Here is a 24,560-nt window from a genome sequence, read left to right on the forward strand (position 1 = left end):
CGTGGACAGCGATGCTAATGAAAGTCGCGGGTCGCGGGAAAGTCGCGGGGTGTGTGAGCCGTACGCTCCGAGGCATGACTACAGACGAGACATCACGGTTTGTCCGCCTTCGCGTGGAATTGGTGGTGGAGGTCGAGAACGTCGAGGCCGTCACCGGCGCCGCGTTGCGACGGATCGCCGACGATCCCGATATGCCGGGCGATGAGCGGGTACACGCCGAGAGCGCGGTGACGGAGGACACAGCGGAGGCGCTCGCGTATCTGATCGACCCGTTCGACCTGGTCGGTGAGGTGCCGGGGGTCGAACTCGCCCAGGCCTCCTGGAGCAGTGAGGGCATCGACTACGACCCCGATTCGCCGGAATGGGGCCTCGACGAGGATGATGACGGCGAGGACGACGAGGAAGTCGGACGCGGCTGAGGCGCCTTGGGTCATGACCCCGGGCGGCAACCGCCGCCCGGGGTTCTCTCGTCTCAGGGGGCGCACTGGTCACTCGCGCACCACCGCCCGGGTCTCCGGCGACCCGGGATCAGGTGGAGTGGCGTATCCCACAGATCGGCGCCAAGCGGAACGGCTCGGTGCCGTAGCGGTGTTTTAGTGCTTACGGGGATTCTCGGTTCTTGGGGATTTCGGCAACGATGGAGAAGCGTGTGATGACGAACAGTAAGCGGCGCAGGGGCCTGACGGTCGCGTCCGCACTGCTCGGCGGGGTGCTGGTGCTCTCTGCGTGCAGCGGAGGCGACGGCGACAACGCGTCCGGGGGCGACGGCGGGGACTCCTCGCAGTCCAAGGTCGACGAGGCGGCGGCCAAGAAGAACTCCGAGGCCGACATCAAGATCACCCCGAAGGACGGCTCGAACAACGCCTCCATCAACAACTCCGCCAAGGTCACCGTGAGCAAGGGCACGCTCACCAAGGTGACGATGACCACCGCGGAGGGCGCCGCCGTCCAGGGTGAGATATCCGCGGACAAGAAGAGCTGGGCGCCCAGCGTCCAGCTGGAGCGGTCCACCAGCTACAAGATCACCGCCACCGCCGAGGACTCCGAGGGCCGCGAGGCCCACGAGAACGCGGCGTTCACCACCGTCTCGCCCGCCAACAGCTTCATCGGCAACTTCACGCCGGAGGACGGCTCCACGGTCGGCGTCGGTATGCCGGTCTCGATCAACTTCGACAAGCCGATCACCGACAAGGCCGCCGTCCAGAAGGGGATCACCGTCTCCACCAGCTCCGGCCAGGAGGTCGTCGGGCACTGGTTCAACGCGAACCGCATCGACTTCCGGCCCGAGGAGTACTGGAAGGAGGGCTCCACCGTCACGCTGAAGCTCGCGCTCGACGGTGTCGAGGGCGCCGACGGCGTCTACGGCGTCCAGCAGAAGACGGTCTCCTTCAAGATCGGCCGCAACCAGGTCTCGATCGTCGACGCCAAGACCAAGCAGATGAAGGTCACGCAGGACGGCAAGGTCGTCAAGACCATCCCGATCTCCGCCGGTTCGCCCGAGAACAAGACGTACGAGGGCCAGATGGTGATCTCCGAGAAGTTCAAGGAGACCCGGATGAACGGCGCGACGGTCGGCTTCACCGACGACGACGGCAAGGGCGAGTACGACATCAAGGACGTACCCCACGCCATGCGTCTGACGACCTCCGGCACCTTCATCCACGGCAACTACTGGGGCGCCGACTCCGTCTTCGGCAACGTCAACACCAGCCACGGCTGCGTCGGTCTGAACGACACCAAGGGCGCCAACGACCCCGACACCGAGGGCGCCTGGTTCTACGACAACTCGATCGTCGGTGACGTGGTCGTCGTGCAGAACACCGGCGACAAGACCGTCTCCCCGGACAACGGTCTCAACGGCTGGAACATGAGCTGGGCCGACTGGAAGGCGGGCTCGGCGGCCTGACCCCTCCCCCTCCTGATGCCGATGCCGCCCCCAGGGGCGGCATCGGTGTTCTCCGGGGCGTGAGGCCGTGCATGGTGCGGGATGCCCTCGGCGTGGGGCGCGTGGGAGCGGAGACCGGGGCGCGTGCGGGTTGCGGGTGGCCCCGGTTTCGCCGCTTTGCGCCAGTCGCGCGGTATGTGACGCGAGTTGACACCCGGTCATACTGCGTAGACCGGGGGGAATTGACGCGTATGTGTGCGGAAGGGTCCCCTGGTCGGACGAAGGGGGAGTCGTGCGCAGACGAAAGAGCAGGGTGGGGGCGGCCGTGATCGCCATGGCGTCCGCCGTGACGCTGACGGCATCCACGACCGGCCCGGCGGCCGGCCTCGACGCCGGTCCGGCGGCCGGGGCCGGTGGTGCGGTGGCCGGGCTCAGGGCCGGCGGCGGCGCGGCGGCGGAGGGCAGGTACCGCCTCACCCTCGTCACCGGTGACCGGGTCCTCGTGGACGCCGCCGGCCGGGTCCTCGGGCTGGAGCGGGCCAAGGGCCGCGAGGGCGTCCCCGTCCAGGTCCGGGTGGCCGACGGCCACACCTATGTCCTCCCGGCCGACGCCGCCCGGCTGATCTCCACCGGCAGGGTCGACAGACGGCTGTTCGACGTCACCGAGCTGAGCGGATCGGCCACCCGCAGATCCCACCGGCAGGGCCTGAAACTGATCGTGGGGTACGACGGCACCGCCCCCGGCGCCCGTGCCGACGTACGGGACGCGGGCGGCACCACGGTCCGGCGCACCCTGACGACACTGAACGCCGACGCGGTCCTCACCCCCAAGGACGACGCCGCCGCGCTGTGGAAGGCGGTCACCGACGCCGACGGCACCACCGCCGGCGGGGTCGCGCACCTGTGGCTGGACGGCGTCCGCGAGGTCAGCCTCGACAAGTCCGTCCCGCAGATCGGCGCTCCGAAGGCATGGAAGGCCGGCTACGACGGCAAGGGCGTCACCATCGCCGTCCTCGACACCGGCATCGACACCACCCACCCCGACCTCAGGGGCCGGGTCACCGCCGAGAAGAACTTCTCCACGTCGCCCGAGACCACCGACAAGTACGGCCACGGCACCCATGTCGCCTCCATCGCCGCCGGCACCGGCAGGCGGTCCAAGGGCGCGTACCAGGGCGTCGCGCCGGGCGCGAAGCTGCTCAACGCCAAGGTGCTCGACGACGAGGGGTACGGCGACGACTCCGGCATCATCGCCGGCATGGAGTGGGCCGCCGCACAGGGCGCCGACATCGTCAACCTCAGCCTCGGCGGCCCCGACACCCCCGAGACCGACCCGATGGAGGCGGAGATCGACAAGCTCTCCGCCCGGAAGGGCATCCTCTTCGCGGTCGCCGCCGGCAACGAGGGCGAGGGCGGCGAGCGGACGGTCGGCTCACCGGGCAGCGCGGCCGCCGCCCTCACCGTCGGCGCCGTCGACGGCAAGGACCGGCTCGCGTCGTTCTCCAGCCGGGGCCCCACCGTCGACGGGCGGACCAAGCCCGACGTGACCGCGCCCGGCGTCGCCGTCACCGCCGCCTCGGCCAAGGGCAGCGTCATCGAGAGGGAGGTCGGCGAGAAGCCTCGCGGCTACCTGACCATCTCCGGTACGTCGATGGCGACCCCGCATGTCGCGGGCGCAGCCGCCCTGCTCAAGCAGCGGCACCCGCGATGGACGTACGCCGAGATCAAGGCCGCCCTCGTCGCCTCCGCCAAGGGCGGCGCGTACACCCCGTTCCAGCAGGGGTCGGGCCGTGTCCGTGTCGACCGGGCCGTTCGGCAGACGATCCTCGCCGACCCCCTGTCGGTGGACTTCGGGGTCCAGCAGTGGCCGCACACCGACGACAAACCCGTGTCGAGGAAGATCACCTACCGGAACGTCGGCACGAAGGACGTCACCCTCGCGCTCTCGGTGACCGGCACCGGCCCCGGCGGCAAGGCGGCCCCCGCCGGGTTCTTCAAGGCCGGCGCCAAGAAGACCACCGTCCCGGCGGGCGGCACGGCCAAGGTCACGCTCACCGTGAACACCAGGCTCGGCGGGAAGCTCGACGGCGCCTACACGGCGTACGTCACGGCCACGGGCGGCGGCCAGAGCGTACGGACCGCCGCGGCCGTGGAGCGCGAGGCGGAGTCGTACGACCTCACCCTCAGGATGATCGACCGGGACGGCGCACCGGCCGTGCACCACATGCTCGACCTGACCGGCATCGCGGGTCTCGCCGAGGACACCTGGTTCACGCCGTACGACAAGGACGGCACGGTCGAGCTGCGGGTGCCCGCGGGGACGTACGCCCTCAACGCCGGGATCGTCGTGGACCCCGAGGACCACGCGAAGGGGGCCGCCTGGCTGGCCCGGCCGACGCTCACCGTCGACCGGGACACCTCCCTCACCCTGGACGCCCGCAAAACCAGACCGGTGGACATCACCGTGCCCGACACCACCGCCGCCCCGGTCCTCGCGGCACCGGACTACACCCTCCGGGTCGGCCCGTACGGCTACACCTTCGGCTGGCTGCTCGACACCTACGAGGGGTTCCGCACCGCGCACCTCGGGCCGCCCGTCACCGGCGGACGGCTCACCCAGACCTGGGCCGGCCAGTGGACCAAGGGCGACGCCGCCCAGTACTCCACCGCCGACGGAAGCAAGGTGACCCGGCTCGCCACCGGCTACGCCAGGCACTGGAAGAAGGCCGAGCTGGCCACCGTCGAGGCCCGCCTCGGCTCCTCCACCCCGGGCAAGAAGGGCGCGGTCAGCGCCTGGGCCTGGCTCCCCGGCAGCCCCGGCTCGCCCGCCCTCGCCGTCCCGCGGCCGCTGCCCGGCACCCGCACGCTGTATGTGTCCACCACCGGCCGGGTGAAGTGGAGCTTCGACTTCGAGCAGTACGGCGCGGAGGACGACCAGGGCTTCCCGCTGCTGGACGCGTACTACACGACCGGCGACAGCCGCCCCGCCAAGGCGGGCCGGACCTACACCCTCACCTTCAACGTCGGTGTCTTCGGCCCGAGGATCACCCGGTTCTTCGGCATCCGACGCGACGGGAACCAGCTGTACGGGCTGCTGCCGATGGTCGCCGACGGCGCCGGGCACGCCGGGGCGTCCTTCTACGAGAAGGTCACCACGAACCTCTACCGCGACGGGAAGAAGATCGCCTCGGGCGACGACGCGCTGGACGGCTCCGCCCGGTTCACGGTCCCCTCGGCGCCCGCCACCTACCGGCTGACCAGCAGCGTCATCCGTGACCCGGCCCTGGCCAGGGCCTCCTCACGGATCGACGCGAGCTGGACCTTCCGGTCCGCGAGGACCACGGGCGACAGGCGGCTGCCCGTCTCCACGGTCCGGTTCGGCGGCGCGTACCTGGGCCTCGAGAGCACGGCCCCGGCCGGCACGAGGATCGGCGTCCCCGTCACCGTCCAGGGCGCGGCCGCCGGCGGGAACCTCGCGTCGCTCACGGTGTACGTCTCGTACGACGGCGGGAAGTGGACCGAGGCCGCCGTGAAGAACGGCAAGGTCAGCCTCGTGACGCCGGAGGCGGGAAAGAGCGTGTCGCTGCGCGCCGAGGTGACCGACAGGAAGGGGAACCGGTCGACGGTGAGCGTCCACGACGCGTACTTCGGGAGGTGAGACCCGCCGGGGACGGCGCCGCCACCGTTCCGCCGCCGGGCGCCGCTACGGTGCAGCCGTACGGGCGCGGGTGGCGTCCGTGCCCCAACTGGCCAGCAGGCGCAGGGCCTCGGCGGACGGGGAGCCCGGCTCGGCGTGGTAGGTGACCAGCATCTGCTCGTGGTCGTCGGGCAGCCGGAACGACTCGAAGGAGAGGGTCAGGGCGCCGACCAGCGGGTGACGCATCCGCTTCACGCCGTGGCTCTTCTCCTTCACGTCGTGCGCGGCCCACAGCCGCCGGAACTCCTCGCTCTTCACCGACAGCTCGCCCACCAGCGCCGACAGCCGCGGATCGTCCGGGTGGCAGCCGGCGTCCATCCGCAGATAGCCGACGATGTCGGAGGCCTTCTGCTCCCACTCGACGTACAGGTCCCGGTAGTCGGGCCGCAGGAACACCAGCCGCGCCCAGTTCCGCTCCTGCGGGGGCAGCTCCGACCAGTCGCCGAACACCGCCGCCGCCATCCGGTTCCAGATCAGGATGTCCGAGCGCCGCCCCGTGATGTACGCGGGGACGCCGTCCAGGGAGTCGACCAGTTGCCGCAAGGCGCCCCTGACCTGCTGCGGACGGGCCGACGGCTTCTTCTTGTGGGCCTTCGGCTTCGCGAGGTGCGTCAGATGGTTGTGCTCGGCGTCGCTCAGCCGCAGGGCACGGGCGATGGCGTCGAGCACCTCCGCCGACACATTGCGTCCGTTGCCCTGCTCCAGCCGCGTGTAGTACGCCACCGACACGCCCGCCAGCTGGGCCAGCTCCTCCCGCCGCAGGCCGGGCACCCGCCGGTGCCTGCCGAACTCCGGCAGCCCGACGTCCTCCGGCTTCAGCCGGGCCCGTCGCGTCCGCAGGAACTCGCTGAGCTCGGCACGCCGGTCGAGGGGGGCTCCGTTCGGGGCGCCGTGCGGCTGCCGGTCCTGTGCGGCTTCGGGCTGTACGTCCATACGTCAAGTATTCCTGGTCGTAGGTACAGGAGCCTGACCCCGCCAGTGGTAGGACCAGCGGACGTACGCAGAACCGTGGCCTGGGTGAAGGCCGTGACGTCGGGCAGGCTGACCATCGTGCCCGACCGGAAGGCAGGCCGGGCACGGATACGACGGCTAGGAGAACCCCCGGCATGACCACCACTGTCGCCGCCTACGCGGCCCCCTCCGCCAAGGCTCCGCTGGAGCGCACGACCATCGAGCGCCGCGAGGTCGGTGAGTTCGACGTCCTGATCGACATCAAGTTCGCCGGTATCTGCCACTCCGACATCCACCAGGCCCGGGAGGGCTGGGGCGAGGCGATCTTCCCGATGGTGCCGGGCCATGAGATCGCCGGTGTCGTCGAGGCCGTCGGCTCCGGCGTCACCAAGTTCGCCGTCGGCGACCGCGTGGGCGTCGGCTGCATGGTCGACTCCTGCCGCGAGTGCGAGAACTGCGAGGCCGGGCTGGAGCAGTACTGCCTCAAGGGCAACGTCGGCACGTACAACGCGCTCGACAAGAACGGTGAGCCGACCTACGGCGGCTACTCGGAGAAGATCGTCGTCGACGAGGCGTTCACCGTACGCATCCCCGAGGGCATCTCCCTCGACGAGGCCGCGCCGCTGCTGTGCGCCGGCATCACCACGTACTCCCCGCTCAAGCACTGGAACGCCGGCCCCGGCAAGAAGGTCGCCGTCGTCGGTCTGGGCGGCCTCGGCCACATGGGCGTCAAGCTCGCGCACGCGCTCGGCGCCGAGGTGACCGTCCTGTCCCAGTCGCTGCGCAAGCAGGAGGACGGGCTGAAGCTGGGCGCCGACCACTACTACGCGACCAGCGACCCGGCGACGTTCCAGGAGCTGCGGGGTTCGTTCGACCTGATCCTGTCGACGGTCTCGGCGCCGCTGGACCTGGACGCGTATCTGTCGCTCCTCAAGACCGACGGCGCGTTCGTGAACGTCGGCGCGCCCGAGGAGCCGGTCGCCCTCAACCTGTTCTCGGTGATCTCCGGCCGCAAGACCCTCGCCGGGTCCGGCATCGGGGGCATCCGCGAGACCCAGGAGATGCTCGACTTCTGCGCCGAGCACGGCCTGGGCGCAGAGATCGAGCTGATCCGCGCGGACCAGATCAACGAGGCGTACGAGAGGGTGCTGGCGAGCGACGTCCGCTACCGCTTCGTGATCGACACGGCGACGATCTGATCCCGGCGGGTCTTCGGGACCGGGCTGCGGGTCGGGACCGGGCTGCGGGTCGGGGTACCCCTCACACCCCGACCCGGCCCACCCGTTCCGCGCCGTCGCGCAGCAGATCCGCGTGGCTGATCGCGAAGTCCCCGTTGCGCAGGGGACCGGAGAAGTGCCGGCCCACGACCGTGTCCGGCAGATAGCCCCGCAGAGCGTGCCGCATGGCCGGGTCGTGATCGACGGGCGAGCCCCAGCCGGCCGGGGCCTCGTCCGTGCCGAGGATCACCCAGTGGTCCGTGTCCACCAGCGCGTCCGGGTCGGGCACGGCCCCCGTGTGGCAGTCGAGCGCGGGCAGGGTGAGCACGTCGGCATCGTGGGGCGGGTACCACATGAGCAGCGGCTTGGCCTGCGCCGCCTGCGCGTTGTCGAAGCAGCACACGGCGATCGCGTGCGAGGGGCAGCGCTCGGCGTAGAACGCGAACAACTCCGGGCTGAGGGCGGGCCGTCGGTGCTCCGGCACCTCGGCGAGCGCCGCGGGGACGGCACGCGGATCACGGGCCAGGACCACCGTGTACACGTCGTGCTCGAACACCTCCACGGCCGGTCCCCGGTCCGCTCCCATCCAGGCGATCGAGTCGTCGACCGCGCCCACGGAGATCGGCCGTACCGCGTCCACCATCCGTTCCAGCACGTCGGAACAACGGCCCACCGACAGGAAGTTGCGCCGGCTCATCTGCCGCGCCGGCAGATGCAGCAGCATGGCGTTGGGGCCCTCGGCGAGGTTCGCCGCGGTGTTCTGGTAGCCGAGGACGTGGATCAGCCCGTGCTCGGGGTGGTGCAGCCGCCCGCAGTACAGGGTGGTGCCGGTGAACTCAGCCGGGGCCAGGGAGACGCACATGCGGGAAAGCTATCGGACACGTGCCGCCGCACCGTCCGTGCCATCTGCACCGTCCAAGCCGTCCGTGCCGTCCGTCCGTCCTGCCGGCGGTACGGGTACCAGCGGATGCGCCCCCGCCGCCGCGGTCGGACGATGGAGGCGGAAGCACCAGCGGAGGCATGCGGTCGCGGCGATCATCACCCGGGGGGTTTCCGAGGTGTGAGTGACATGCCCCTTCAAAAGGTCCGACCGGGCAGCGTGCACCGGCTGCGCCCGGACATCAGCGTGCTCGCCGACAGCCTGGAGGTGCCGGGCATCGGGCACATCCCCGTGAACGCGTTCGTCCTGCTCGGCGCCCAACCCGTGGTCGTGGACACGGGGTTGGGGTTGCCCGACCGGAACTTCGTCGAGGCCCTCGGCACCGTGCTGGACCCGGCCGACGTCCGCTGGATCTGGCTGACCCACCCCGACCGCGATCACACGGGCGGGATCTTCGACCTGCTGGCGGCGGCCCCGGACGCACGTGTCGTGACGACGTTCGTGGGCGCCGGGATCCTGTCCTGCGAGCATCCGCTGCCGCTCGACCGGGCCTACCTCGTGAACCCGGGCGAGACGCTCGACATCGGGGACCGCACCCTCACCGGGTTCCGTCCGCCGCTGTTCGACAACCCCGCCACCGTCGGCTTCTTCGACGACCACTCCGGCGTCTGCTTCAGCTCCGACTGCTTCGGCGCCCCGCTGTCCAGCGCCGATCTCGCCCAGGCCGACGACGTCCGCGACGTCGCCGCCGAGGAGCTGCGCACCGCTCAGCTCCTCTGGGCGACGGTCGACAGTCCCTGGGTGCAGACGGTCGACGTCGAGAAGTACCTGAGAACCTTCGATTCCCTGAAGGACCGCAAGCCCGACCTGGTCCTCTCGACGCACCTCCCCCCGGCGGCGGGCATCACGGGCGCCATGCTCGACACCCTCGCCACCGCCCCGTCCGCCCCGCCCTTCGTCGGCCCGGACCAGGCGGCCCTGGAACAGATGCTGGCGAGCTTCCAGCCGGACGGGGGCGGACCCTGAGGCCGTCTCGGCAGAGGACGAACCGACAACGCATCGAGGAGCTTGGACATGTACGCAGCAGTGCGGCGGTACGAAGGGGTGACTGATCCGGCAGAGGCGGCACGTCTCGTGAACGAGGGGTTCGTGCCGCTCATGCGCCAGGTCCCCGGCTTCATGGCCTACTACTGGGTCGATGCCGGGGACGGAGTGATGGTCTCGACCAGCGTCTTCGAGGACCGGGACGGTGCCGAGGAATCGATCTCCCGGGCCGCGGATTTCGTGCGGGACAACCTCGCGTCCCTGCTTCCCAGCCCTCCGGACGTCATGGCCGGCGAGGTGGTGGCTTCCGCGTGACATTCCCGTCGGGGCCGGCGCCGACCGACGCCCGCCCGTGCTGCCCGGTCCTCTCGGCTCAGCCGTCGGCCCTGGCCACGCCGATCGGGCACGACACCCCGGTGCCGCCGATGCCGCAGTAACCCGCCGGGTTCTTGTCGAGGTACTGCTGGTGGTAGCCCTCGGCCGGGTAGAACGTCCGGCCCTCCGCCGGGAGGATCTCCGTGGTGATCGTGCCGTAGCCGGAGTCGGTGAGGACCTTCTGGTACGCCTCGCGGGACGCGGCCGCCGCCTTCTCCTGGGCCGGGGTGTGCGTGTAGACGGCGGAGCGGTACTGGGTTCCCACGTCGTTGCCCTGGCGGTAGCCCTGGGTCGGGTCGTGGGACTCCCAGAAGACCTGGAGGAGGCGCTCGTAGGAGATGAGGGACGGGTCGTGGACGACGCGGACGACCTCGGTGTGGCCGGTCAGGCCGGAGCACACCTCTTCGTAGGTGGGGTTCTCGGTGAAGCCGCCCTGGTAGCCGACGAGCGTGGTCCACACGCCCGCGGGGAGCTGCCAGAACTTGCGCTCCGCTCCCCAGAAGCAGCCGAGGCCGAAGTCGGCGGTCTCCAGGTGCTCGGGGTAGGGGCCGAGGAGCGGGGTGCCGAGCACGGTGTGCCGGTCGGGCACGGTGTACGGCAGCTCGGCGCGGCCACGCAGAGCCTGCTCGGGGGTGGGCAGCTGGGGCGTGCGGCCGAAGAGCATCGTGACTCCTTGGGGGACGTGCGGAAACGAGCGGGCGGTACCTGGAGAACGCTCCGGGTACCGCCCGAATTCCAGCCGGCGAACGGGCGCCGTGCCGCTGTCGGCCCGCCCCGGTCCACCCGGCCCCGTCAGGCGGCTGTCTCCGCCGCGACCGCCTGCGCCGAGGCGTTGCGGATGCGGCAGTAGAACGCGGCCATCTCCTCCTCGCTGCCCCGGTAGCGCCACGGCAGCGCGTTGACGTGGCCGTCGACCAGCCGGAACTGTTCGAGGGCCGCGGCGTCGCGGTTCTGGAGGGCGAGGTAGTACGCCAGGAGGTGGCGCAGCTCCGGCAGCCGCGGATGGGTCTGGTCGGCCGCGGCGGCGTCGGCGAGGCCCGCGTCCACCCGGCCGATCATCCTCGGCGTGCGGTCCACCTCGCTGTCGTCCGACTGGTCGTGCTCGAAGTGGGCGATCAGCGGCAGTACCGTGAGCAGGCTGCCCAGCGGCGCGTTCGCCGCCGCCCGCTCGGCGAAGTCCGTCGCCAGCTTCTCCGAGCCCCGCCACTTCGCGCACCAGTACTGGAGCGCCATGTAGTGCGCCTCGTAGTGGTGCGGGGCGCGGGCGGTGATCTCCGTCCACAGCCGGTCCATCTCGGCGTGCGGGTAGCCGAGCCCCAGGGCGACGGTGATCTCCGTGACGTACGGCGTCGGGTCGTCGGGGTCGAGCGCGGCGGCGCGCGCGATCTCCTCGCGGGAACGTTCCAGCATCCGGTGGAAGCCGGCGAACTGCTCACCGGTCGTGTACCGGGCGCGCTTGGCACCCCGCATCTTCCCGCCGAGGATGACGGTGCTGCGGGCGCGGACGACGGCCGCGTCCGGGTCGTCGGGCCGGTCGGCCTCCCACGCGAGCAGCCACTCGTCGTCGTCGGCGGCGATCCCGCCGAGCAGACCCGTCGCCCAGGAGCGGCGGTCCCAGTCCCGGCCGATGTCCTGCAGCAGCTTGGCGGCGGCCTTCCAGTCGCCGCCGCGCACGGCGGCGAGCGCCGCGTCCACGCCCGCCGGCAGCGGACCGGCGTACTGGGTGTTCTGCCGTTCCGCGGGGAGCAGGCCCAGCGCCTCGGCGGTTTCCGGATCGGCGTCGCCGCTGGGGCGGAAGAACTCCTTGAGGAACACGCCGGCCAGCCACAGACCGATCAGGACGGTGGGCACGGCCAGGACGGCCAGTATCCACAGCAGTACGGTCATCGCGGGGCGTCCGTTTCTCGCGCGGCGGGGCCTTGGGGAGCGTTGGGCAGCAGCGCGCGCAGCGGCCGGGTGTCCGGGTGGTCGGCGACCGCCGCCCCGATCGCGGCGCCGAGGTCGGCCTCGGAGCCGTCCGGTGCGGGCGGCAGGTGAACCACGGCCGCGTCGGCCCAGGAGAACTCCCAGCGCAGCAGGGCGTGGGCGCTCAGCTCGGCGAGCAGCATCGTCTGCAGCCCGTCCGCCAGGGTGGGCCGGACGAACTCGCGGAAGGCCCGCCCCTTCGCCTCCGCCGCCTGGTCCGACACCGGAAGCCGCCGCGCCAGCTGCCACAGCTGACCGTCGTCGATCACCTTCAGCAGCCCCCGCAGGGACGGCTGCTCCTTGGTGTACATGGCGAGCGCCCGGTGCAGGGCGGTGTCCGCGCCGACGAAGTTCGCCGCCATCGAACCGTCGAGCAGTTCCTGCCAGTCGGCGGCGCGGGCGAACCGCTGCACGTCGTCGGTGAGGACCGCGTCCTCCAGGGCCGCCAGCGTCCGCTCCGGGTCCGCGAGCAGCGTCAGCGCGGCGCCCCTCGCCTCGTCGGCACGGCCGTCGGCCGGCAGGGCCTCGATGCTGGCGACACGGTCGGCGATCGGCGGGTGCGAGTCGTACGGCGACGACGGCTCGGTCGGCAGATCGGTGCGCAGGCCCACCAGTTCGAGCTGGCGGGCGGTCAGCATCCGGCCGAAGCCGCCGAAGAACTCGCCGCGCGGCGGCAGCAGCCGGGCCTCGGAGCCGAGCGTGGCGTAGCTGTTCATGTAGAACCCGAACGCGGCGGACAGTGCCGGTATCTCGCGCAGCGCCGAGGCGGTGGCGTCGCGTCCGGCGATCCGGGCGGCCGCGGCGTCGGCGGCGTACTCCGCTCGGCGTGAACCGGCGAGCGTGGCCCGGAAGTACAGGTGGGCGTAGGCGACGTAGATCCGCGCCATCAGCCGGTACGTGAAGCCCGAGTGGCGGGTGTCGATCTCCTTGGTCTTCCTGCCCTTGGCCGCGGCCTTGGCGTTCTTCTTCTCCTGCCGGGCCTGCTCGCGTCCGGCGGTCCTGTCGGCCCGCTCCTCGAAGGAGTCGATGGTGCGCAGCACCTGGGCCCGGCCGCGCGCGGTGATCGCCGCGAGCCGGGTGTCGGAGTTGGAGTAGTGGCCCAGCTCATGGGCGAGGACCGCGCGCAGCTGCGCCTCGGTCAGGCCCTGCAGCAGCGGCACGCCGAGGTAGAGGCGGCGCGGGCCGGGCAGCAGGCCGAGCAGCCGGGCGTCCTCGCTGACGGCGGCGTTGACGTCGGGTGTCAGCACGATGCGGGACGGGGCGCGGGTGCCGACCCGGTCGGCCAGCTCCCGCACGGTGCGCCACAGCGCGGGTTCGTCGGCCTCCGTCACCGCCAGGCCGGGCCGTTCCTCGCCCTTCGGGGTCCGCAGCATGAACAGCCCGCGGATCAGCGGGAGGGCGAGGAGTACGGAGACCACGTACAGCTTGAGCGCCACACCGGACGGCGCGTGCAGGTAGAGCAGGTAGTCGGCGCCGGCGAGCGCCGCGAGCAGGATGACGCCGAGCAGATAGAAGCCGGCGAGCAACACGAGAGCGCGCACTGCGCGCAGGGTTGCGCCCATCGGGCAGTTTCCCCCCACGGTGTGATCGCGAACGATCACAAAATCAATTAAATCGGTCGGCCTGGGACGTGTCCATGACCAAGAGGTGAGGGGGCGGAGTATTTCTCACGGGATGTGGGGGTGGCAAGGCCTTACTGGACGGGCCGCCAGGGTGGGGCCGGGCGGCGTCCGCGGGGGCCGGGCGGCGTCCGGGGGCTGCCGGGCCCGGCCCCGGTCGTCAGTGCAGCAGTGTCGCCGGGCTGCCGCCGTTCGCCTCGTAGCCCGCGACCGCCAGGGCCCGGTATATCGCGTAGTCCGAGGCCGGGTCGGAGGCGAGCGTCCAGGGGAGGGCGCCGACATGGCCGTCGACGTGCACGAGCTGGTTCATGGCCTCGGCCCAGCGCTCGGCGCGGACCAGGAAGAAGATCAGCAGATGGCGGACATGGGCCAGCATCGGGTCGTCGGGCCGGGCCGAGTGCACCGCGTACAGGGCGCCGTGCATCGCCTTGGTGACGACCTCGCTCTCGTAGAAGCCCTGCACCACGATCACCTCGGGCAGGTGCTCGAACACGGCGAACAGCGGCATCGCCGCCAGCAGCGACCCCTGCGGCGCGCGGGCCGCGGCCGCCTCGGCGAACGCGTACGCCTGCTCGCGCGAGCCGTGCCACTTCTCGCACCAGTAGTGCAGTGCCGCGAGATGCGCGCCCATGTGCGCCGGCGCGCGGTCCAGGATCCTCAGCCAGAGCTGCTCGAACTCCTCGCGCGGGTAGCCGAGTCCCCGCGCGACCGACAGCTCGATGATGTACGGAATCGGGTCGCCCGGGGCGAGCAGCGCCGCGTCGCCGCACGCCGATCTCGCCTCCTCCATGATGATCCGGAACTCGTCCGTGCCCGGCGTCGCCGTCCGCCACGCCTGCTGCACCAGGAACTCCGCGTGCACCGCGGCGCCGCCCGCGTCCTTGGGGGCCTCGGTCCGCCACACGCGCAGCCACTGCCCGCCCGGCGAGTCGCTGACCCCGCCCGGCCGGTGGGCCAGCTCCAGCGAGGCCGCGCCCGCGAACGCCTGCACCCGCTGCCAGCGCACCTCGCCGTCCGCCTCGGTCCCGGCCAGCAGCTGCTGCGCCGCCCGGTAGTCCTGGGTGCGCTGCACCACGTCCAGCACGTCCAGCAGATCCTGGTCGGGGCCGGGCATCCGGACGTCCAGCAGCTCCTGCCGGACGAACCCGTAGTTCGCCGGATCCGCCGCGTCGGGGTGCCCCGCGTGCACCTGCTGAATACCGGCCCGCCTGCGCGCCACGATCGGCCACACCACCATGCCGATCATGAGCAGCGCCATCAGCCCCCAGAGAATCTCCATACGGCCAAGGGTTCCAGACACCACTGACAAATGGCGAACGAGGCCAGGGCGGGGCGGCGGGCCGCCCGCGGGGGCCCCAGGGCGCCGACCGGAGGCACGGCGCGCCCCTTGTCCACCGGAAGACATACCCTCGGGGTCATGAGCGACAGCTACACGCACTTCGAGACCCTCGCGATCCACGCCGGCAACACCGCGGATCCCCTCACCGGCGCGGTCGTCCCGCCGATCTACCAGGTCTCGACCTACAAGCAGGACGGCGTAGGCGGCCTGCGCGGCGGCTACGAGTACAGCCGCAGCGCCAACCCCACCCGCACCGCGCTGGAGGAGAACCTCGCCGCCCTGGAGGGCGGCAGCCGCGGCCTCGCCTTCGCGTCCGGACTGGCCGCCGAGGACTGCCTGCTGCGTACGCTCCTCAGCCCCGGTGACCACGTGGTCATCCCCAACGACGCGTACGGCGGCACGTTCCGCCTCTTCGCGAAGGTCGTCTCCCGGTGGGGCGTGGACTGGTCGGTGGCCGACACCAGCGACCCGTCGGCCGTGCGGGCCGCCATCACCCCGAAGACCAAGGCGGTCTGGGTGGAGACCCCCTCCAACCCGCTGCTCGGCATCACCGACATCCCGGCCGTCGCGCAGATCGCGCGCGAGGCCGGCGCGAAGCTCGTCGTCGACAACACCTTCGCGACCCCCTACCTCCAGCAGCCGCTGGCGCTCGGCGCGGACGTCGTCGTGCACTCGCTCACCAAGTACATGGGCGGCCACTCCGACGTCGTCGGCGGCGCCCTGATCGTGAGCGACCAGACCCTCGGGGACGAGCTGGCGTACCACCAGAACGCGATGGGCGCGGTCGCCGGGCCCTTCGACTCCTGGCTGGTGCTGCGCGGCACCAAGACCCTCGCCGTCCGCATGGACCGCCACAGCGAGAACGCCACGAAGATCGCCGACATGCTCACCCGGCACCCGCGCGTGTCCCGCGTCCTCTACCCGGGCCTCCCGGAGCACCCGGGCCACGAGGTCGCCGCCAAGCAGATGAAGGCGTTCGGCGGCATGGTGTCGTTCCAGGTCGAGGGCGGCGAGGAGGCGGCCGTCGCGGTCTGCGACCGCGCCAAGGTGTTCACGCTGGGGGAGTCCCTGGGCGGCGTCGAGTCCCTCATCGAGCACCCGGGCCGGATGACGCACGCCTCGGCGGCGGGCTCCGCCCTGGAGGTCCCCGCCGACCTCGTCCGCCTCTCCGTGGGCATCGAGAACGTCGACGACCTCCTCGAAGACCTCCAGAAGGCCCTCGGCTAGTCGCTTCCCGCCCGCCCGTCGACCGTGCTCACCAGCCGGTCACGGGTGGGGTCGTCGTGGACGGCGGCTCCACCCACGGGTGGGTCGTCGCCGCCCAGACCCCGAACGCGACCACGGCGGCCAGCAGCACCACCCACATCATGTGCCGGGCCGTCGTCCTGCGCCGCAGCATCCGGCCGCCCCGACGCACCGCCTCCGCGCACAGCTCGGGCGGCACCTGCGGCGGCCGGCGGTCCAGGATCCGCCGCACGGCGGCCTCCCGTTCGCGCAGGTTCATGACGGTGCCACCTCCGCGACCGGGGGGACGGACTTCTCGCGCGGCGGATGCAGGACGCTCGCCATCGCCCGCAGGTACACCGCCCGTACGCGTTCGGCGGGCAGCCCGAGCAGCGCCGCCGTCTGCTCCTCCGCGACCCCCTCGTACAGCCTGAGGACGAGGACCAGCCGCTCCTGCGGGCCGAGCGCGCGCAGCACACCACCGGACGGGGGACGGAAGAGGCCGTAGTGGTACCAGGCGCCGCGCTCGAAGCGGAGGGCCAGCTCACGACGGGTCCGGTCGTAGGGGTCCTCGCCGCGCAGGCCGTCCCAGACGGCGTACGTGTGGGCGAGGGCACGGGTGAGCAGCCGCCGCGCGCGCGGGTTGTCGTCCGGCGGCTCCGCCGTGAGCAGGGTGGCGGTCTGCAGCAACCGGCCCGCCGCGCCCGCGACGAACGCCTCGAACTCACGGTCCCTGCGGGAGGTCCGGGTCACACGCCGTTCGCGCACCACGCCCCCTGAGGCCGATCCGAGTCGACGGGCCCGGCCGCGCACGACGAGGGCCCGGTCTCATATGAGGCCAGGAGCGGGCACCCGGTCAAGACTCGGGCAGCACACACGGCAGACGTACCGGAGACCGACGGCCCGCGCCCGGCACGGCAGAACCGCGGCACGCGCGCGTACGGGACGCCCGCGGCACGCGCGTACGCGTGGACCGGCGGGGCCGGACGCTCAGGACGGCGACGGTGCCTCGGGCGCGGCGGCCATACGGGCCGAGAGCGCGGTGTTGAAGCGGGTGAGGAGCGAGCAGAACGCCTCGCGCTCCTCGGGGGCCCAGTCATGGGTCAGCTCGGCCATCAACTGGCGCCTGGAGGAACGTACCTCCTCAAGCCGGGAGAGCCCGCGCGGGGAGAGCTGGAGGACCACCGCGCGGCCGTCCTCCGGGTGCGAGGTGCGCTTGACGAGACCGGTGTCCACGAGCGGCGCCACCTGCCGCGTGACCGTCGACGAGTCGATCCCCATGCTCGCCGCGAGCGCTTTGACGCCCATCGGCCCCTCGTTGTCGAGGCGGTTGAGCAGCAGGTAGGCGGCGCGGTCCATGGAGTTGCGCACCTGCCCGACACCGCCGAGCCGGGTCTGTTCGGCACGGCGCGCGAAGACCGCGACCTCGTGCTGCAACGTGTCGAGAAGACCGGTGTCACCGACGGTCGTCATGTCCATCGACATTTCAGGTGTTGTGGGCATGGCCAAAGGCTCAATTCATGCGTGGGGCGCTGGTGGTGGGGGACAGAGTACGCGGACCGGGCGCGGGGTGTACCGGCGCTGCTGAAACCCGTCCCGCGCCTTGGTCACACCCGCGTTCGGCCCCTGTGAACTGCGAGACTGATGTCATGAGCTACAGCACGGCTGACTCCTTGCCGGGGGTGACGCTCGACGACGTGCGAGGCGCCCAGAAGATGCTGACGGGCATTTCACGTGTCACCGCGATGGAGGGCAGCAGGCACCTGACGCAGCTCGTCGGCGCTCCGGTGCACTTCAAGTGCGAGAACCTCCAGCGGACGGGTTCGTTCAAGCTGCGCGGCGCGTATGTGCGCATCGCGGGCCTGCTGCCGGAGCAACGCGCCGCCGGAGTGGTCGCCGCGAGCGCCGGCAACCACGCCCAGGGCGTCGCGCTCGCCTCCTCCCTGCTCGGTGTGCGCTCCACGGTCTTCATGCCGAAGGGCGCCCCACTGCCGAAGATCAGCGCGACCGAGGAGTACGGCGCGGAGGTACGCCTGCACGGCACGGTGGTCGACGAGACCCTGGCCGCGGCCCAGGAGCACGCGGCCGAGACGGGCGCGGTGTTCATCCACCCCTTCGACCACCCCGACGTCATCGCGGGCCAGGGCACGGTGGGCCTGGAGATCCTGGACCAGTGCCCCGAGGTGCGCACGATCGTCGTCGGCATCGGCGGCGGGGGTCTCGCCGCGGGCATCGCCGTCGCGGTGAAGTCGGTACGGCCGGACGTGCGGATCATCGGTGTGCAGGCGGAGGGCGCGGCCGCCTACCCGCCCTCGCTGGCGGCCGGGACGCCGGTGGCCGTGGCGAACCCGGCGACGATGGCCGACGGCATCAAGGTCGGCCGGCCCGGCGACGTGCCGTTCGAGATCGTCGCCGACCTGGTGGACGAGGTCCGCACCGTCTCCGAGTACAACCTGTCCAGCGCCCTGCTGCTCTGCCTGGAGCGCGCCAAGCTGGTCGTGGAACCGGCCGGCGCCAGCCCGGTCGCGGCCCTGCTGCGCGAGCCGGGCTCCTTCGACGGGCCGGTCGTCGCGGTGCTCTCCGGCGGCAACGTCGACCCGCTGCTGATGCAGCGCATCCTGCGCCACGGGATGGCCGCCGGCGGCCGCTACCTCCAGGTCCGCCTCCGGCTGACCGACCGGCCCGGCGCCCTCGCCACCCTCCTCGGGGTGCTGTCGGCGGCGGACGCCAACGTCCTCGACGTGAGCCACGTCCGGACCGACCCGCGGCTCGGTCTCACGGAGGTGGAGGTCGAACTGCACCTGGAGACGCGGGGCCCCGCTCACTGCGCCGAGCTCGGCCACGCCCTGCGCGAGGCGGGCTACACCGTCATCGACTGACGGCCGCGCCGGGCGAAAGACGCGGCGAGAGCCGAGGTCACGCGCTTCTCCGCCACTCGTTCGGGGAAGTCCATTGAGAGACGCGATACATCGCGTTATGGTGTGTGTCGCGTCGCTGAAGCGGCGAAAGTCGTGTCCGCCCCGGCGCGGAACGAAACGCACAAACCTAGGCTTTGCGAAGGAACCCCGACGACGTGGAGAAATCACATGCCAGGCGCCATTCATGCCGAAGGCCTGGTCAAGACCTTCGGTGACGTAAGGGCTCTGGACGGTGTCGACCTCGATGTACCCGAGGGCACCGTCCTGGGCCTGCTCGGGCCGAACGGCGCGGGCAAGACCACCACCGTCCGCTGCCTCACCACTCTGCTGCGCCCCGACCGGGGCACCGCGACGGTCGCGGGCATCGACGTCCTCAAGCATCCCGACGCCGTCCGCCGCTCCGTCGGTCTCTCCGGCCAGTTCGCCGCGGTCGACGAGTATCTGACGGGCCGTGAGAACCTGCAGATGGTTGGCCAGCTCTACCAGATGCGGGCCAAGGCGGCGAAGGCCCGAGCGAGCGAACTGCTGGAGCAGTTCAACCTCGCCGACGCCGCCGACCGCACCGCCAAGACCTACTCCGGCGGTATGCGCCGACGGCTCGACCTCGCGGCCGCGCTCGTCGTCTCGCCTCCGGTGATGTTCATGGACGAGCCCACCACCGGCCTCGACCCGCGCAACCGGCAGCAACTGTGGGACGTCATCAAGCAGTTGGTCTCCGGCGGCACGACCCTGCTGCTCACCACCCAGTATCTGGAGGAGGCCGACCACCTCGCGCACGACATCGCCGTCGTCGACCACGGCCGGGTCATCGCCCGCGGTACCTCCGACCAGCTCAAGGCCCGCACCGGCGGGGAGCGCGTCGAGGTCGTCGTGCACGAGCGCGAGCACATCGCGACCGCCGTCGAGGTGCTGAACGGCTTCGGCAAGGGCGAGACGACCGTCGAGCAGCACACCCGGCAGCTCACCGTGCCCGTCACCGGCGGCGCCAAGCTGCTGGCCGAGGTCATCCGCGAGCTGGACACCCGCGGCATCGAGATCGACGACATCGGACTGCGCCGCCCGACCCTGGACGACGTGTTCCTCTCCCTGACGGGTCACACCGCCGAGGTGAGGGACGAGGCCGAGACGAACGGCGAGGCGGCCGACGCCAAGGGGCGCGGGCGCAGGAAGGAGGGCGCGAAGTGAGCACCGCCACCGACGCCGTGCGGACCCTCCCGCCCGGCAACGCGATCACCCGGTCCGTCCGGGACTCCCTGGTCGTGGCCAAGCGGAATCTGATCCGCATGTCCCGGATCCCCGAGATGATCATCTTCGGGCTGATCCAGCCCATCATGTTCGTGGTGCTGTTCAGCTATGTCTTCGGCGGCTCGATGACCATCGGCGGCACCACGGACCCGGACGTCTACAAGAACTTCCTGATGGCCGGCATCTTCGCGCAGACGGTCACCTTCGCCACCGCGGGCGCGGGCGCCGGTATCGCCGACGACATGCACAAGGGCCTGATCGACCGTTTCCGTTCCCTGCCCATGGCCCGCGGCGCGGTCCTCACCGGTCGCACCATGGCCGACCTCGTGCAGACGGCGCTGACCCTGCTCGTTCTGGGGGTCGTCGCGCTCGTGGTGGGCTGGCGCCCCGGCTTCGCGGAACCCACCAACCTCGGCAAGGTCATGGCCGGCTTCGGCCTGCTGCTGCTCCTCGGCTACGCCTTCACCTGGATCGGCGCACTGATCGGCCTGAGCGTCCGCACCCCCGAGGCGGCCACATCGGGGGGCCTGATCTGGCTCTTCCCGGTGACCTTCATCTCCAACGCGTTCGTGGACTCCTCCCAGATGGCGTCCTGGTTGCAGCCGATCGCCGAGTGGAACCCGTTCAGCGCCACCGTCCAGGCATGCCGCACGCTCTTCGGCGACCCGGGTGTCTCCCCGTCCGACGCATGGCCGATGGCCCACCCCGTGTGGGCGTCGATCATCTACTCGGTCCTGATCATCGCGGTCTTCCGTACGCTCGCGGTCCGCAAGTACCGCCGAGCCGCGGGCTGATCACGGTGGGCCGGGCGCCGCGGCGGGCCGGGAGGTCAGTTGATGATCTCGGCGCGGTCGTCCTCGCGGATCGCGGCGAGCCGGTCACGCCACATCTGGAGGGCCTCGGGGGTCAGTCGCGTCCAGTCGGTGACCTCGCCGACGATGCGGAGTGGCTCCCTGCTGCGATAGGAGCGGGTGGGATTGCCGGGGAACTTCTTGTCGGTGACGTTCGGATCGTCCTCGAAGCTTCCGGTGGGTTCGACGACATACACCCGCGGCTCTCCCTCGCCGGCGGCGAGTTCGGCGGCGAGACCGGCCCCGTCGCGCAGTGCGGTGAAGTAGATGTGGTTCATCACGATCTCGGGCCGGTAATTGGAACGGAAACCGGCGGTGAGGTGATCTCCGACGTTCAGGTCGGCCTTCGTACCGTGGTAGAAGGGCCCCTCGTCCAACGCCTCAGTCATCGGCCCAGGTTAACAACCGGGGGAGGAGGCGCCGGCGGCCCGAGAAGGCCCTCGACGGACAGGACGAGCCCCCGGCGCCGGAGGGCGCCGGGGGCTCGTGGGAAAGCCGCTCGTGGGAAGGTGCCGCTCAGCTCTGGTAGGGCTCGGCCTTGAGGATGCGGACGGAGGCGAGCTTGCCGTTCGGCAGCTCGTACTGGGCGTCCTCGCCGACCTTCTTGCCGATCACGCCCGAGCCGAGCGGGGACTGCGGAGAGTAGGTCTCGATGTCCGAGCTGGCGTACTCGCGGGAGGCGAGCAGGAACGTCAGGGTGTCGTCCTCGTCGCCGTCGAAGGCGATCGTCACGACCATGCCGGGCGCCACCGCGCCGTCCGCCGACGCGGGGGCCTCGCCGACCTTGGCGTTCTCCAGGAGCTGGGTCAGCTGGCGCACACGGAGCTCCTGCTTGCCCTGCTCTTCCTTGGCCGCGTGGTACCCGCCGTTCTCGCGCAGGTCGCCCTCCTCGCGCGCGGCCGCGATCTTGGCGGCGATCTCCGTGCGCGCAGGACCAGACAGGTACTCCAGCTCGGCCTTGAGCTGGTTGTACGCCTCCTGGGTCAGCCAGGTGACGTTCTCGCTGGTCTGGGTCACAGGTGCTCCTCGTAGGTACTGGGAATACAAAGCATCGCCCTACCCAGAAGGATGTTCCTTCATGAGTGGGCGAAACCACGAGCCTAACAATTGAGTGGCCCTAGGGGGAGGACATAAACCACAAGCATTACGTCACCGCAGGTCAGCGGAGTGTTTCGGGCGTCACACCCTGGTGGTTCGGCCGGTCAGCCGGCGTGGCAGCCGAGCAGTTCCGCCGTGGTGCCGCGGGAGGTGGTCTGGAGCGTGACGATCTCGTCGATGTCGGTGGTGCCGGCGCCGAAGCGGAAGTCGGCGCGGCCGACCTCGGCACCGTCCTCCGTCTGCGAGCGGACCGTGCAGTAGCCCTCGACGCCGGCGTCCTTGTCGCCCCTGAGGTGCACCTTCACCGACTTCGCGGAGGTCTCGAACGTGTAGATCTCGACGCTGATCCTGTTCCCGGCGACATAGTGGTACGCGAACCAGCCGACGAGGACGAGCAGGGCGGCGCCCAGGACGGCGCCGATGACCTTGAGCTTGCGGTCGGCGCGCGCGTCCGCGGAGCGGCCGTAGCGGCCCTCGGGCAGCTGAGTGCTCGCCGTACTCATGATCGTCCTCTCGGAGTGGGCCGGAACGCCGTCCCGCACGGGGAGCGTCCAAGGTCTGGACCGGGAATAACCCGCCCCCCGATTCGGTCACTATAGAAGCCTCCCGCCCAGCGCCCACGGCCGCCCCGACGGGGGTGTCCGCGCGGGACGGCAGTATTGGCTCACCGGATCGCGCCGGGCCGGGTCGTCGAAGGAACCGAAGTACGGGCCGGGCGCCGACTTACGAGGGAATGAGTCTTGACTGACCAGCTGCGACTGATGGCCGTGCACGCACACCCCGACGACGAGTCGAGCAAGGGTGCGGCCACCATGGCGAAGTATGTGTCCGAGGGGGTGGACGTGCTGGTCGTGACCTGCACGGGCGGGGAGCGCGGCTCCATCCTCAATCCGAAGCTCCAGGGCGACAAGTACATCGAGGAGAACATCCACGAGGTACGCAGGAAGGAGATGGACGAGGCCCGCGAGATCCTCGGTGTCGAGCAGGAGTGGCTCGGCTTCATCGACTCGGGTCTCCCGGAGGGCGACCCCCTGCCTCCCCTTCCCGAGGGCTGCTTCGCCCTGGAGGACGTCGACAAGGCGGCCGGTGAGCTGGTCAGGAAGATCCGGGCGTTCCGTCCGCAGGTGATCACCACCTACGACGAGAACGGCGGCTACCCGCACCCGGACCACATCATGACCCACAAGATCTCGATGGTGGCGTTCGAGGGCGCGGCGGACACCGAGAAGTACCCGGAGGAGGAGTACGGCCCGGCGTACCAGCCGCAGAAGCTGTACTACAACCAGGGCTTCAACCGGCCCCGCACCGAGGCCCTGCACAACGCCCTCGTGTCGCGCGGCCTGGAGTCCCCGTACGGGGACTGGCTCAAGCGGTGGGACGAGTCCGAGCACAGGGACCGCACCCTGACCACGCACATCCCGTGCGCCGAGTTCTTCGAGATCCGTGACAAGGCCCTCATCGCCCACGCCACGCAGATCGACCCCGACGGCGGCTGGTTCCGGGTCCCGATGGAGATCCAGAAGGAGGTCTGGCCCACCGAGGAGTACGAGCTGGCGAAGTCCCTCGTGGACACCTCGCTCCCGGAGGATGACCTCTTTGCGGGCATCCGCTAGCCCTGGGGGACAATGCCAGACATGAGCTTCAGCCTGGCAGTCACCACGCACGTCCTCCCCCTCGCCAAGGAGCTGGACAAGGACAAGGTCACCCCCGGCGTCCTCGGCTTCATCGTCTTCGCGGTGATGGCCCTGGCCGTCTGGGGCCTGATGAAGTCCATGAACAAGCACATGGGCAAGGTCGACTTCGAGGAGACGCCGGACCCGGCCGCCTCCGGCGAGGGGGCCGGCACGTCCCCGGCGTCCGGCACGACCTCCCCGGCGAAGGGCTGAGGCCCCCGCCCGAGGCCGCGGCATGATTCCGTGACACCGCTGCCGGTGCCATGGAGCCATGCCGCACCGCACGCGTGCCCGACTCGTCCCATGCCGTGGCGTACGCCTTGCCGGCGAGTCGCATGCCGTGGCGTACGCCTGCCGGCCAGTCGCATGCCGTGCGGCACGTCTGCCCGGTTCGTCGCATGTCGTGCGGCAGGTCTGGTCGGCTCGTCGCCGACTCGGCGCATGCCGCGCGGCACGCGTGCCCGGGTCATCGCAGGCCGCACGCGTCTGCCCGGGTCATCCCGTTCGCACCCGCACGTCTCGCCCGGCTCATCGCGATCCGCGCCGCGCGTCCGCCCGGCTCATCGCGATCCGCGCCGC

Annotated in this window: 24 protein-coding genes; 12 read left to right on the forward strand and 12 right to left on the reverse strand. The window is 71.1% G+C overall.

The genetic code is table 11. The annotated features are described in order from the left end of the window. The first annotated feature begins 74 nt into the window (after positions 1-74). The 3 genes from ACZ4Z2_RS10040 to ACZ4Z2_RS10050 all read left to right on the forward strand — a co-directional run bounded on the left by ACZ4Z2_RS10040 (position 75) and on the right by ACZ4Z2_RS10050 (position 5,543). Positions 75-419 (forward strand): hypothetical protein, encoded by a 345-nt coding sequence (locus ACZ4Z2_RS10040; protein ID WP_468074223.1) that lies wholly within the window; start codon positions 75-77, stop codon positions 417-419. Between the two features lie 218 nt (positions 420-637). Beyond that, positions 638-1,906, forward strand: coding sequence for a L,D-transpeptidase (locus ACZ4Z2_RS10045; protein WP_468074225.1), 1,269 nt, complete (start codon positions 638-640; stop codon positions 1,904-1,906). Positions 1,907-2,219: 313 nt separating this feature from the next. Further along, complete coding sequence (locus tag ACZ4Z2_RS10050; protein WP_468074679.1) at positions 2,220-5,543, forward strand: S8 family peptidase; 3,324 nt, start codon at positions 2,220-2,222, stop codon at positions 5,541-5,543. 45 nt (positions 5,544-5,588) lie between these two features. Here ACZ4Z2_RS10050 and ACZ4Z2_RS10055 read toward each other — a convergent pair whose 3' ends face one another. After that, positions 5,589-6,515, reverse strand: coding sequence for a helix-turn-helix domain-containing protein (locus ACZ4Z2_RS10055; RefSeq protein WP_468074227.1), 927 nt, complete (start codon positions 6,513-6,515; stop codon positions 5,589-5,591). 173 nt (positions 6,516-6,688) lie between these two features. On the opposite strand from ACZ4Z2_RS10055, the gene ACZ4Z2_RS10060 reads away from it, so the two are divergent. Next, entirely contained in the window at positions 6,689-7,732 is a 1,044-nt protein-coding gene (locus ACZ4Z2_RS10060) for an NAD(P)-dependent alcohol dehydrogenase (protein WP_468074229.1), read from the forward strand. A 61-nt stretch (positions 7,733-7,793) separates the two neighbouring features. Here the strand turns inward: ACZ4Z2_RS10060 and ACZ4Z2_RS10065 are convergent, their stop codons facing one another. Further along, the gene (locus ACZ4Z2_RS10065) at positions 7,794-8,612 is read right to left on the reverse strand and encodes a hypothetical protein (RefSeq protein ID WP_468074231.1); all 819 of its coding nucleotides are present in this window, start codon (positions 8,610-8,612) and stop codon (positions 7,794-7,796) included. A gap of 207 nt (positions 8,613-8,819) precedes the next feature. On the opposite strand from ACZ4Z2_RS10065, the gene ACZ4Z2_RS10070 reads away from it, so the two are divergent. After that, entirely contained in the window at positions 8,820-9,656 is an 837-nt protein-coding gene (locus tag ACZ4Z2_RS10070; protein WP_468074233.1) for an MBL fold metallo-hydrolase, read from the forward strand. A 48-nt stretch (positions 9,657-9,704) separates the two neighbouring features. After that, positions 9,705-9,989, forward strand: coding sequence for a hypothetical protein (locus ACZ4Z2_RS10075; RefSeq protein ID WP_468074235.1), 285 nt, complete (start codon positions 9,705-9,707; stop codon positions 9,987-9,989). Between the two features lie 58 nt (positions 9,990-10,047). Here ACZ4Z2_RS10075 and msrA read toward each other — a convergent pair whose 3' ends face one another. The 4 genes from msrA to ACZ4Z2_RS10095 all read right to left on the reverse strand — a co-directional run bounded on the left by msrA (position 10,048) and on the right by ACZ4Z2_RS10095 (position 14,912). After that, positions 10,048-10,713 carry a peptide-methionine (S)-S-oxide reductase MsrA gene (msrA, locus tag ACZ4Z2_RS10080; RefSeq protein WP_468074237.1) on the reverse strand — a complete coding sequence of 222 codons (666 nt, stop codon included), beginning with the start codon at positions 10,711-10,713 and terminating at the stop codon, positions 10,048-10,050. Positions 10,714-10,841: 128 nt separating this feature from the next. Next, positions 10,842-11,936: a hypothetical protein gene (locus tag ACZ4Z2_RS10085; RefSeq protein WP_468074239.1), complete on the reverse strand. Its 1,095-nt coding sequence runs from the start codon at positions 11,934-11,936 to the stop codon at positions 10,842-10,844. After that, positions 11,933-13,576 (reverse strand): M48 family metallopeptidase, encoded by a 1,644-nt coding sequence (locus ACZ4Z2_RS10090; protein WP_468074241.1) that lies wholly within the window; start codon positions 13,574-13,576, stop codon positions 11,933-11,935. Before ACZ4Z2_RS10090 ends, ACZ4Z2_RS10085 begins: the two co-directional genes overlap by 4 nt. Before the next feature lie 217 nt (positions 13,577-13,793). Next, positions 13,794-14,912: a hypothetical protein gene (locus ACZ4Z2_RS10095; protein ID WP_468074243.1), complete on the reverse strand. Its 1,119-nt coding sequence runs from the start codon at positions 14,910-14,912 to the stop codon at positions 13,794-13,796. A 138-nt stretch (positions 14,913-15,050) separates the two neighbouring features. Between ACZ4Z2_RS10095 and ACZ4Z2_RS10100 the strand changes: the two genes are divergently transcribed. After that, positions 15,051-16,199, forward strand: coding sequence for a cystathionine gamma-synthase (locus tag ACZ4Z2_RS10100; protein WP_468074245.1), 1,149 nt, complete (start codon positions 15,051-15,053; stop codon positions 16,197-16,199). A gap of 28 nt (positions 16,200-16,227) precedes the next feature. Here ACZ4Z2_RS10100 and ACZ4Z2_RS10105 read toward each other — a convergent pair whose 3' ends face one another. From ACZ4Z2_RS10105 to ACZ4Z2_RS10115, 3 genes are all read right to left on the reverse strand, one after another. Beyond that, positions 16,228-16,476 (reverse strand): hypothetical protein, encoded by a 249-nt coding sequence (locus ACZ4Z2_RS10105; RefSeq protein WP_468074247.1) that lies wholly within the window; start codon positions 16,474-16,476, stop codon positions 16,228-16,230. Further along, positions 16,473-16,964 carry a sigma factor-like helix-turn-helix DNA-binding protein gene (locus ACZ4Z2_RS10110; RefSeq protein ID WP_468074249.1) on the reverse strand — a complete coding sequence of 164 codons (492 nt, stop codon included), beginning with the start codon at positions 16,962-16,964 and terminating at the stop codon, positions 16,473-16,475. Before ACZ4Z2_RS10110 ends, ACZ4Z2_RS10105 begins: the two co-directional genes overlap by 4 nt. A 222-nt stretch (positions 16,965-17,186) precedes the next feature. Then, positions 17,187-17,681 carry a MarR family winged helix-turn-helix transcriptional regulator gene (locus ACZ4Z2_RS10115; protein WP_468074681.1) on the reverse strand — a complete coding sequence of 165 codons (495 nt, stop codon included), beginning with the start codon at positions 17,679-17,681 and terminating at the stop codon, positions 17,187-17,189. A 164-nt stretch (positions 17,682-17,845) separates the two neighbouring features. On the opposite strand from ACZ4Z2_RS10115, the gene ilvA reads away from it, so the two are divergent. The 3 genes from ilvA to ACZ4Z2_RS10130 all read left to right on the forward strand — a co-directional run bounded on the left by ilvA (position 17,846) and on the right by ACZ4Z2_RS10130 (position 21,153). Continuing rightward, on the forward strand, positions 17,846-19,075 hold the full coding sequence (ilvA, locus tag ACZ4Z2_RS10120; RefSeq protein ID WP_468074251.1) for a threonine ammonia-lyase: 1,230 nt from the start codon (positions 17,846-17,848) through the stop codon (positions 19,073-19,075). Positions 19,076-19,282: 207 nt separating this feature from the next. Further along, a complete protein-coding gene (locus ACZ4Z2_RS10125) occupies positions 19,283-20,299 on the forward strand; it encodes an ATP-binding cassette domain-containing protein (protein WP_468074253.1) in 1,017 nt (338 codons plus the stop codon). After that, positions 20,296-21,153 carry an ABC transporter permease gene (locus ACZ4Z2_RS10130; RefSeq protein ID WP_468074255.1) on the forward strand — a complete coding sequence of 286 codons (858 nt, stop codon included), beginning with the start codon at positions 20,296-20,298 and terminating at the stop codon, positions 21,151-21,153. Before ACZ4Z2_RS10125 ends, ACZ4Z2_RS10130 begins: the two co-directional genes overlap by 4 nt. 35 nt (positions 21,154-21,188) lie before the next feature. On the opposite strand, the gene arr is transcribed toward ACZ4Z2_RS10130, so the two are convergent. From arr to ACZ4Z2_RS10145, 3 genes are all read right to left on the reverse strand, one after another. Next, entirely contained in the window at positions 21,189-21,599 is a 411-nt protein-coding gene (arr, locus tag ACZ4Z2_RS10135) for an NAD(+)--rifampin ADP-ribosyltransferase (RefSeq protein WP_468074257.1), read from the reverse strand. A gap of 127 nt (positions 21,600-21,726) precedes the next feature. Next, positions 21,727-22,227, reverse strand: coding sequence for a transcription elongation factor GreA (gene greA / locus ACZ4Z2_RS10140; RefSeq protein ID WP_009329780.1), 501 nt, complete (start codon positions 22,225-22,227; stop codon positions 21,727-21,729). Positions 22,228-22,412: 185 nt separating this feature from the next. Continuing rightward, a complete protein-coding gene (locus ACZ4Z2_RS10145; RefSeq protein ID WP_468074259.1) occupies positions 22,413-22,811 on the reverse strand; it encodes a DUF4307 domain-containing protein in 399 nt (132 codons plus the stop codon). A 258-nt stretch (positions 22,812-23,069) separates the two neighbouring features. Between ACZ4Z2_RS10145 and mca the strand changes: the two genes are divergently transcribed. Together mca and ACZ4Z2_RS10155 are read left to right on the forward strand one after the other, a co-directional pair. Then, positions 23,070-23,921: a mycothiol conjugate amidase Mca gene (gene mca / locus ACZ4Z2_RS10150; RefSeq protein ID WP_468074683.1), complete on the forward strand. Its 852-nt coding sequence runs from the start codon at positions 23,070-23,072 to the stop codon at positions 23,919-23,921. 21 nt (positions 23,922-23,942) lie between these two features. Next, on the forward strand, positions 23,943-24,194 hold the full coding sequence (locus tag ACZ4Z2_RS10155; RefSeq protein WP_468074261.1) for a hypothetical protein: 252 nt from the start codon (positions 23,943-23,945) through the stop codon (positions 24,192-24,194). The last annotated feature ends 366 nt before the right edge of the window (positions 24,195-24,560 follow it).

It is taken from the genome of Streptomyces sp. NPDC030183 (genome assembly GCF_055573455.1).

Bases quoted from the DNA above. Each gene is read 5' to 3' on its own strand.
- arr (WP_468074257.1), bottom strand. From the start codon at position 21,599: ATGACTGAGGCGTTGGACGAGGGGCCCTTCTACCACGGTACGAAGGCC.
- ACZ4Z2_RS10105 (WP_468074247.1), bottom strand. From the start codon at position 16,476: ATGAACCTGCGCGAACGGGAGGCCGCCGTGCGGCGGATCCTGGACCGC.
- ACZ4Z2_RS10065 (WP_468074231.1), bottom strand. From the start codon at position 8,612: ATGTGCGTCTCCCTGGCCCCGGCTGAGTTCACCGGCACCACCCTGTAC.
- ACZ4Z2_RS10045 (WP_468074225.1), top strand. From the start codon at position 638: ATGGAGAAGCGTGTGATGACGAACAGTAAGCGGCGCAGGGGCCTGACG.
- ACZ4Z2_RS10095 (WP_468074243.1), bottom strand. From the start codon at position 14,912: ATGGAGATTCTCTGGGGGCTGATGGCGCTGCTCATGATCGGCATGGTG.
- ACZ4Z2_RS10125 (WP_468074253.1), top strand. From the start codon at position 19,283: ATGCCAGGCGCCATTCATGCCGAAGGCCTGGTCAAGACCTTCGGTGAC.
- ACZ4Z2_RS10085 (WP_468074239.1), bottom strand. From the start codon at position 11,936: ATGACCGTACTGCTGTGGATACTGGCCGTCCTGGCCGTGCCCACCGTC.
- ACZ4Z2_RS10145 (WP_468074259.1), bottom strand. From the start codon at position 22,811: ATGAGTACGGCGAGCACTCAGCTGCCCGAGGGCCGCTACGGCCGCTCC.
- ACZ4Z2_RS10055 (WP_468074227.1), bottom strand. From the start codon at position 6,515: ATGGACGTACAGCCCGAAGCCGCACAGGACCGGCAGCCGCACGGCGCC.
- ACZ4Z2_RS10070 (WP_468074233.1), top strand. From the start codon at position 8,820: ATGCCCCTTCAAAAGGTCCGACCGGGCAGCGTGCACCGGCTGCGCCCG.
- ACZ4Z2_RS10075 (WP_468074235.1), top strand. From the start codon at position 9,705: ATGTACGCAGCAGTGCGGCGGTACGAAGGGGTGACTGATCCGGCAGAG.
- msrA (WP_468074237.1), bottom strand. From the start codon at position 10,713: ATGCTCTTCGGCCGCACGCCCCAGCTGCCCACCCCCGAGCAGGCTCTG.
- ACZ4Z2_RS10060 (WP_468074229.1), top strand. From the start codon at position 6,689: ATGACCACCACTGTCGCCGCCTACGCGGCCCCCTCCGCCAAGGCTCCG.
- ACZ4Z2_RS10050 (WP_468074679.1), top strand. From the start codon at position 2,220: ATGGCGTCCGCCGTGACGCTGACGGCATCCACGACCGGCCCGGCGGCC.
- mca (WP_468074683.1), top strand. From the start codon at position 23,070: ATGGCCGTGCACGCACACCCCGACGACGAGTCGAGCAAGGGTGCGGCC.
- ACZ4Z2_RS10155 (WP_468074261.1), top strand. From the start codon at position 23,943: ATGAGCTTCAGCCTGGCAGTCACCACGCACGTCCTCCCCCTCGCCAAG.
- ACZ4Z2_RS10115 (WP_468074681.1), bottom strand. From the start codon at position 17,681: ATGTCGATGGACATGACGACCGTCGGTGACACCGGTCTTCTCGACACG.
- ACZ4Z2_RS10100 (WP_468074245.1), top strand. From the start codon at position 15,051: ATGAGCGACAGCTACACGCACTTCGAGACCCTCGCGATCCACGCCGGC.
- ACZ4Z2_RS10040 (WP_468074223.1), top strand. From the start codon at position 75: ATGACTACAGACGAGACATCACGGTTTGTCCGCCTTCGCGTGGAATTG.
- ACZ4Z2_RS10090 (WP_468074241.1), bottom strand. From the start codon at position 13,576: ATGGGCGCAACCCTGCGCGCAGTGCGCGCTCTCGTGTTGCTCGCCGGC.
- ilvA (WP_468074251.1), top strand. From the start codon at position 17,846: ATGAGCTACAGCACGGCTGACTCCTTGCCGGGGGTGACGCTCGACGAC.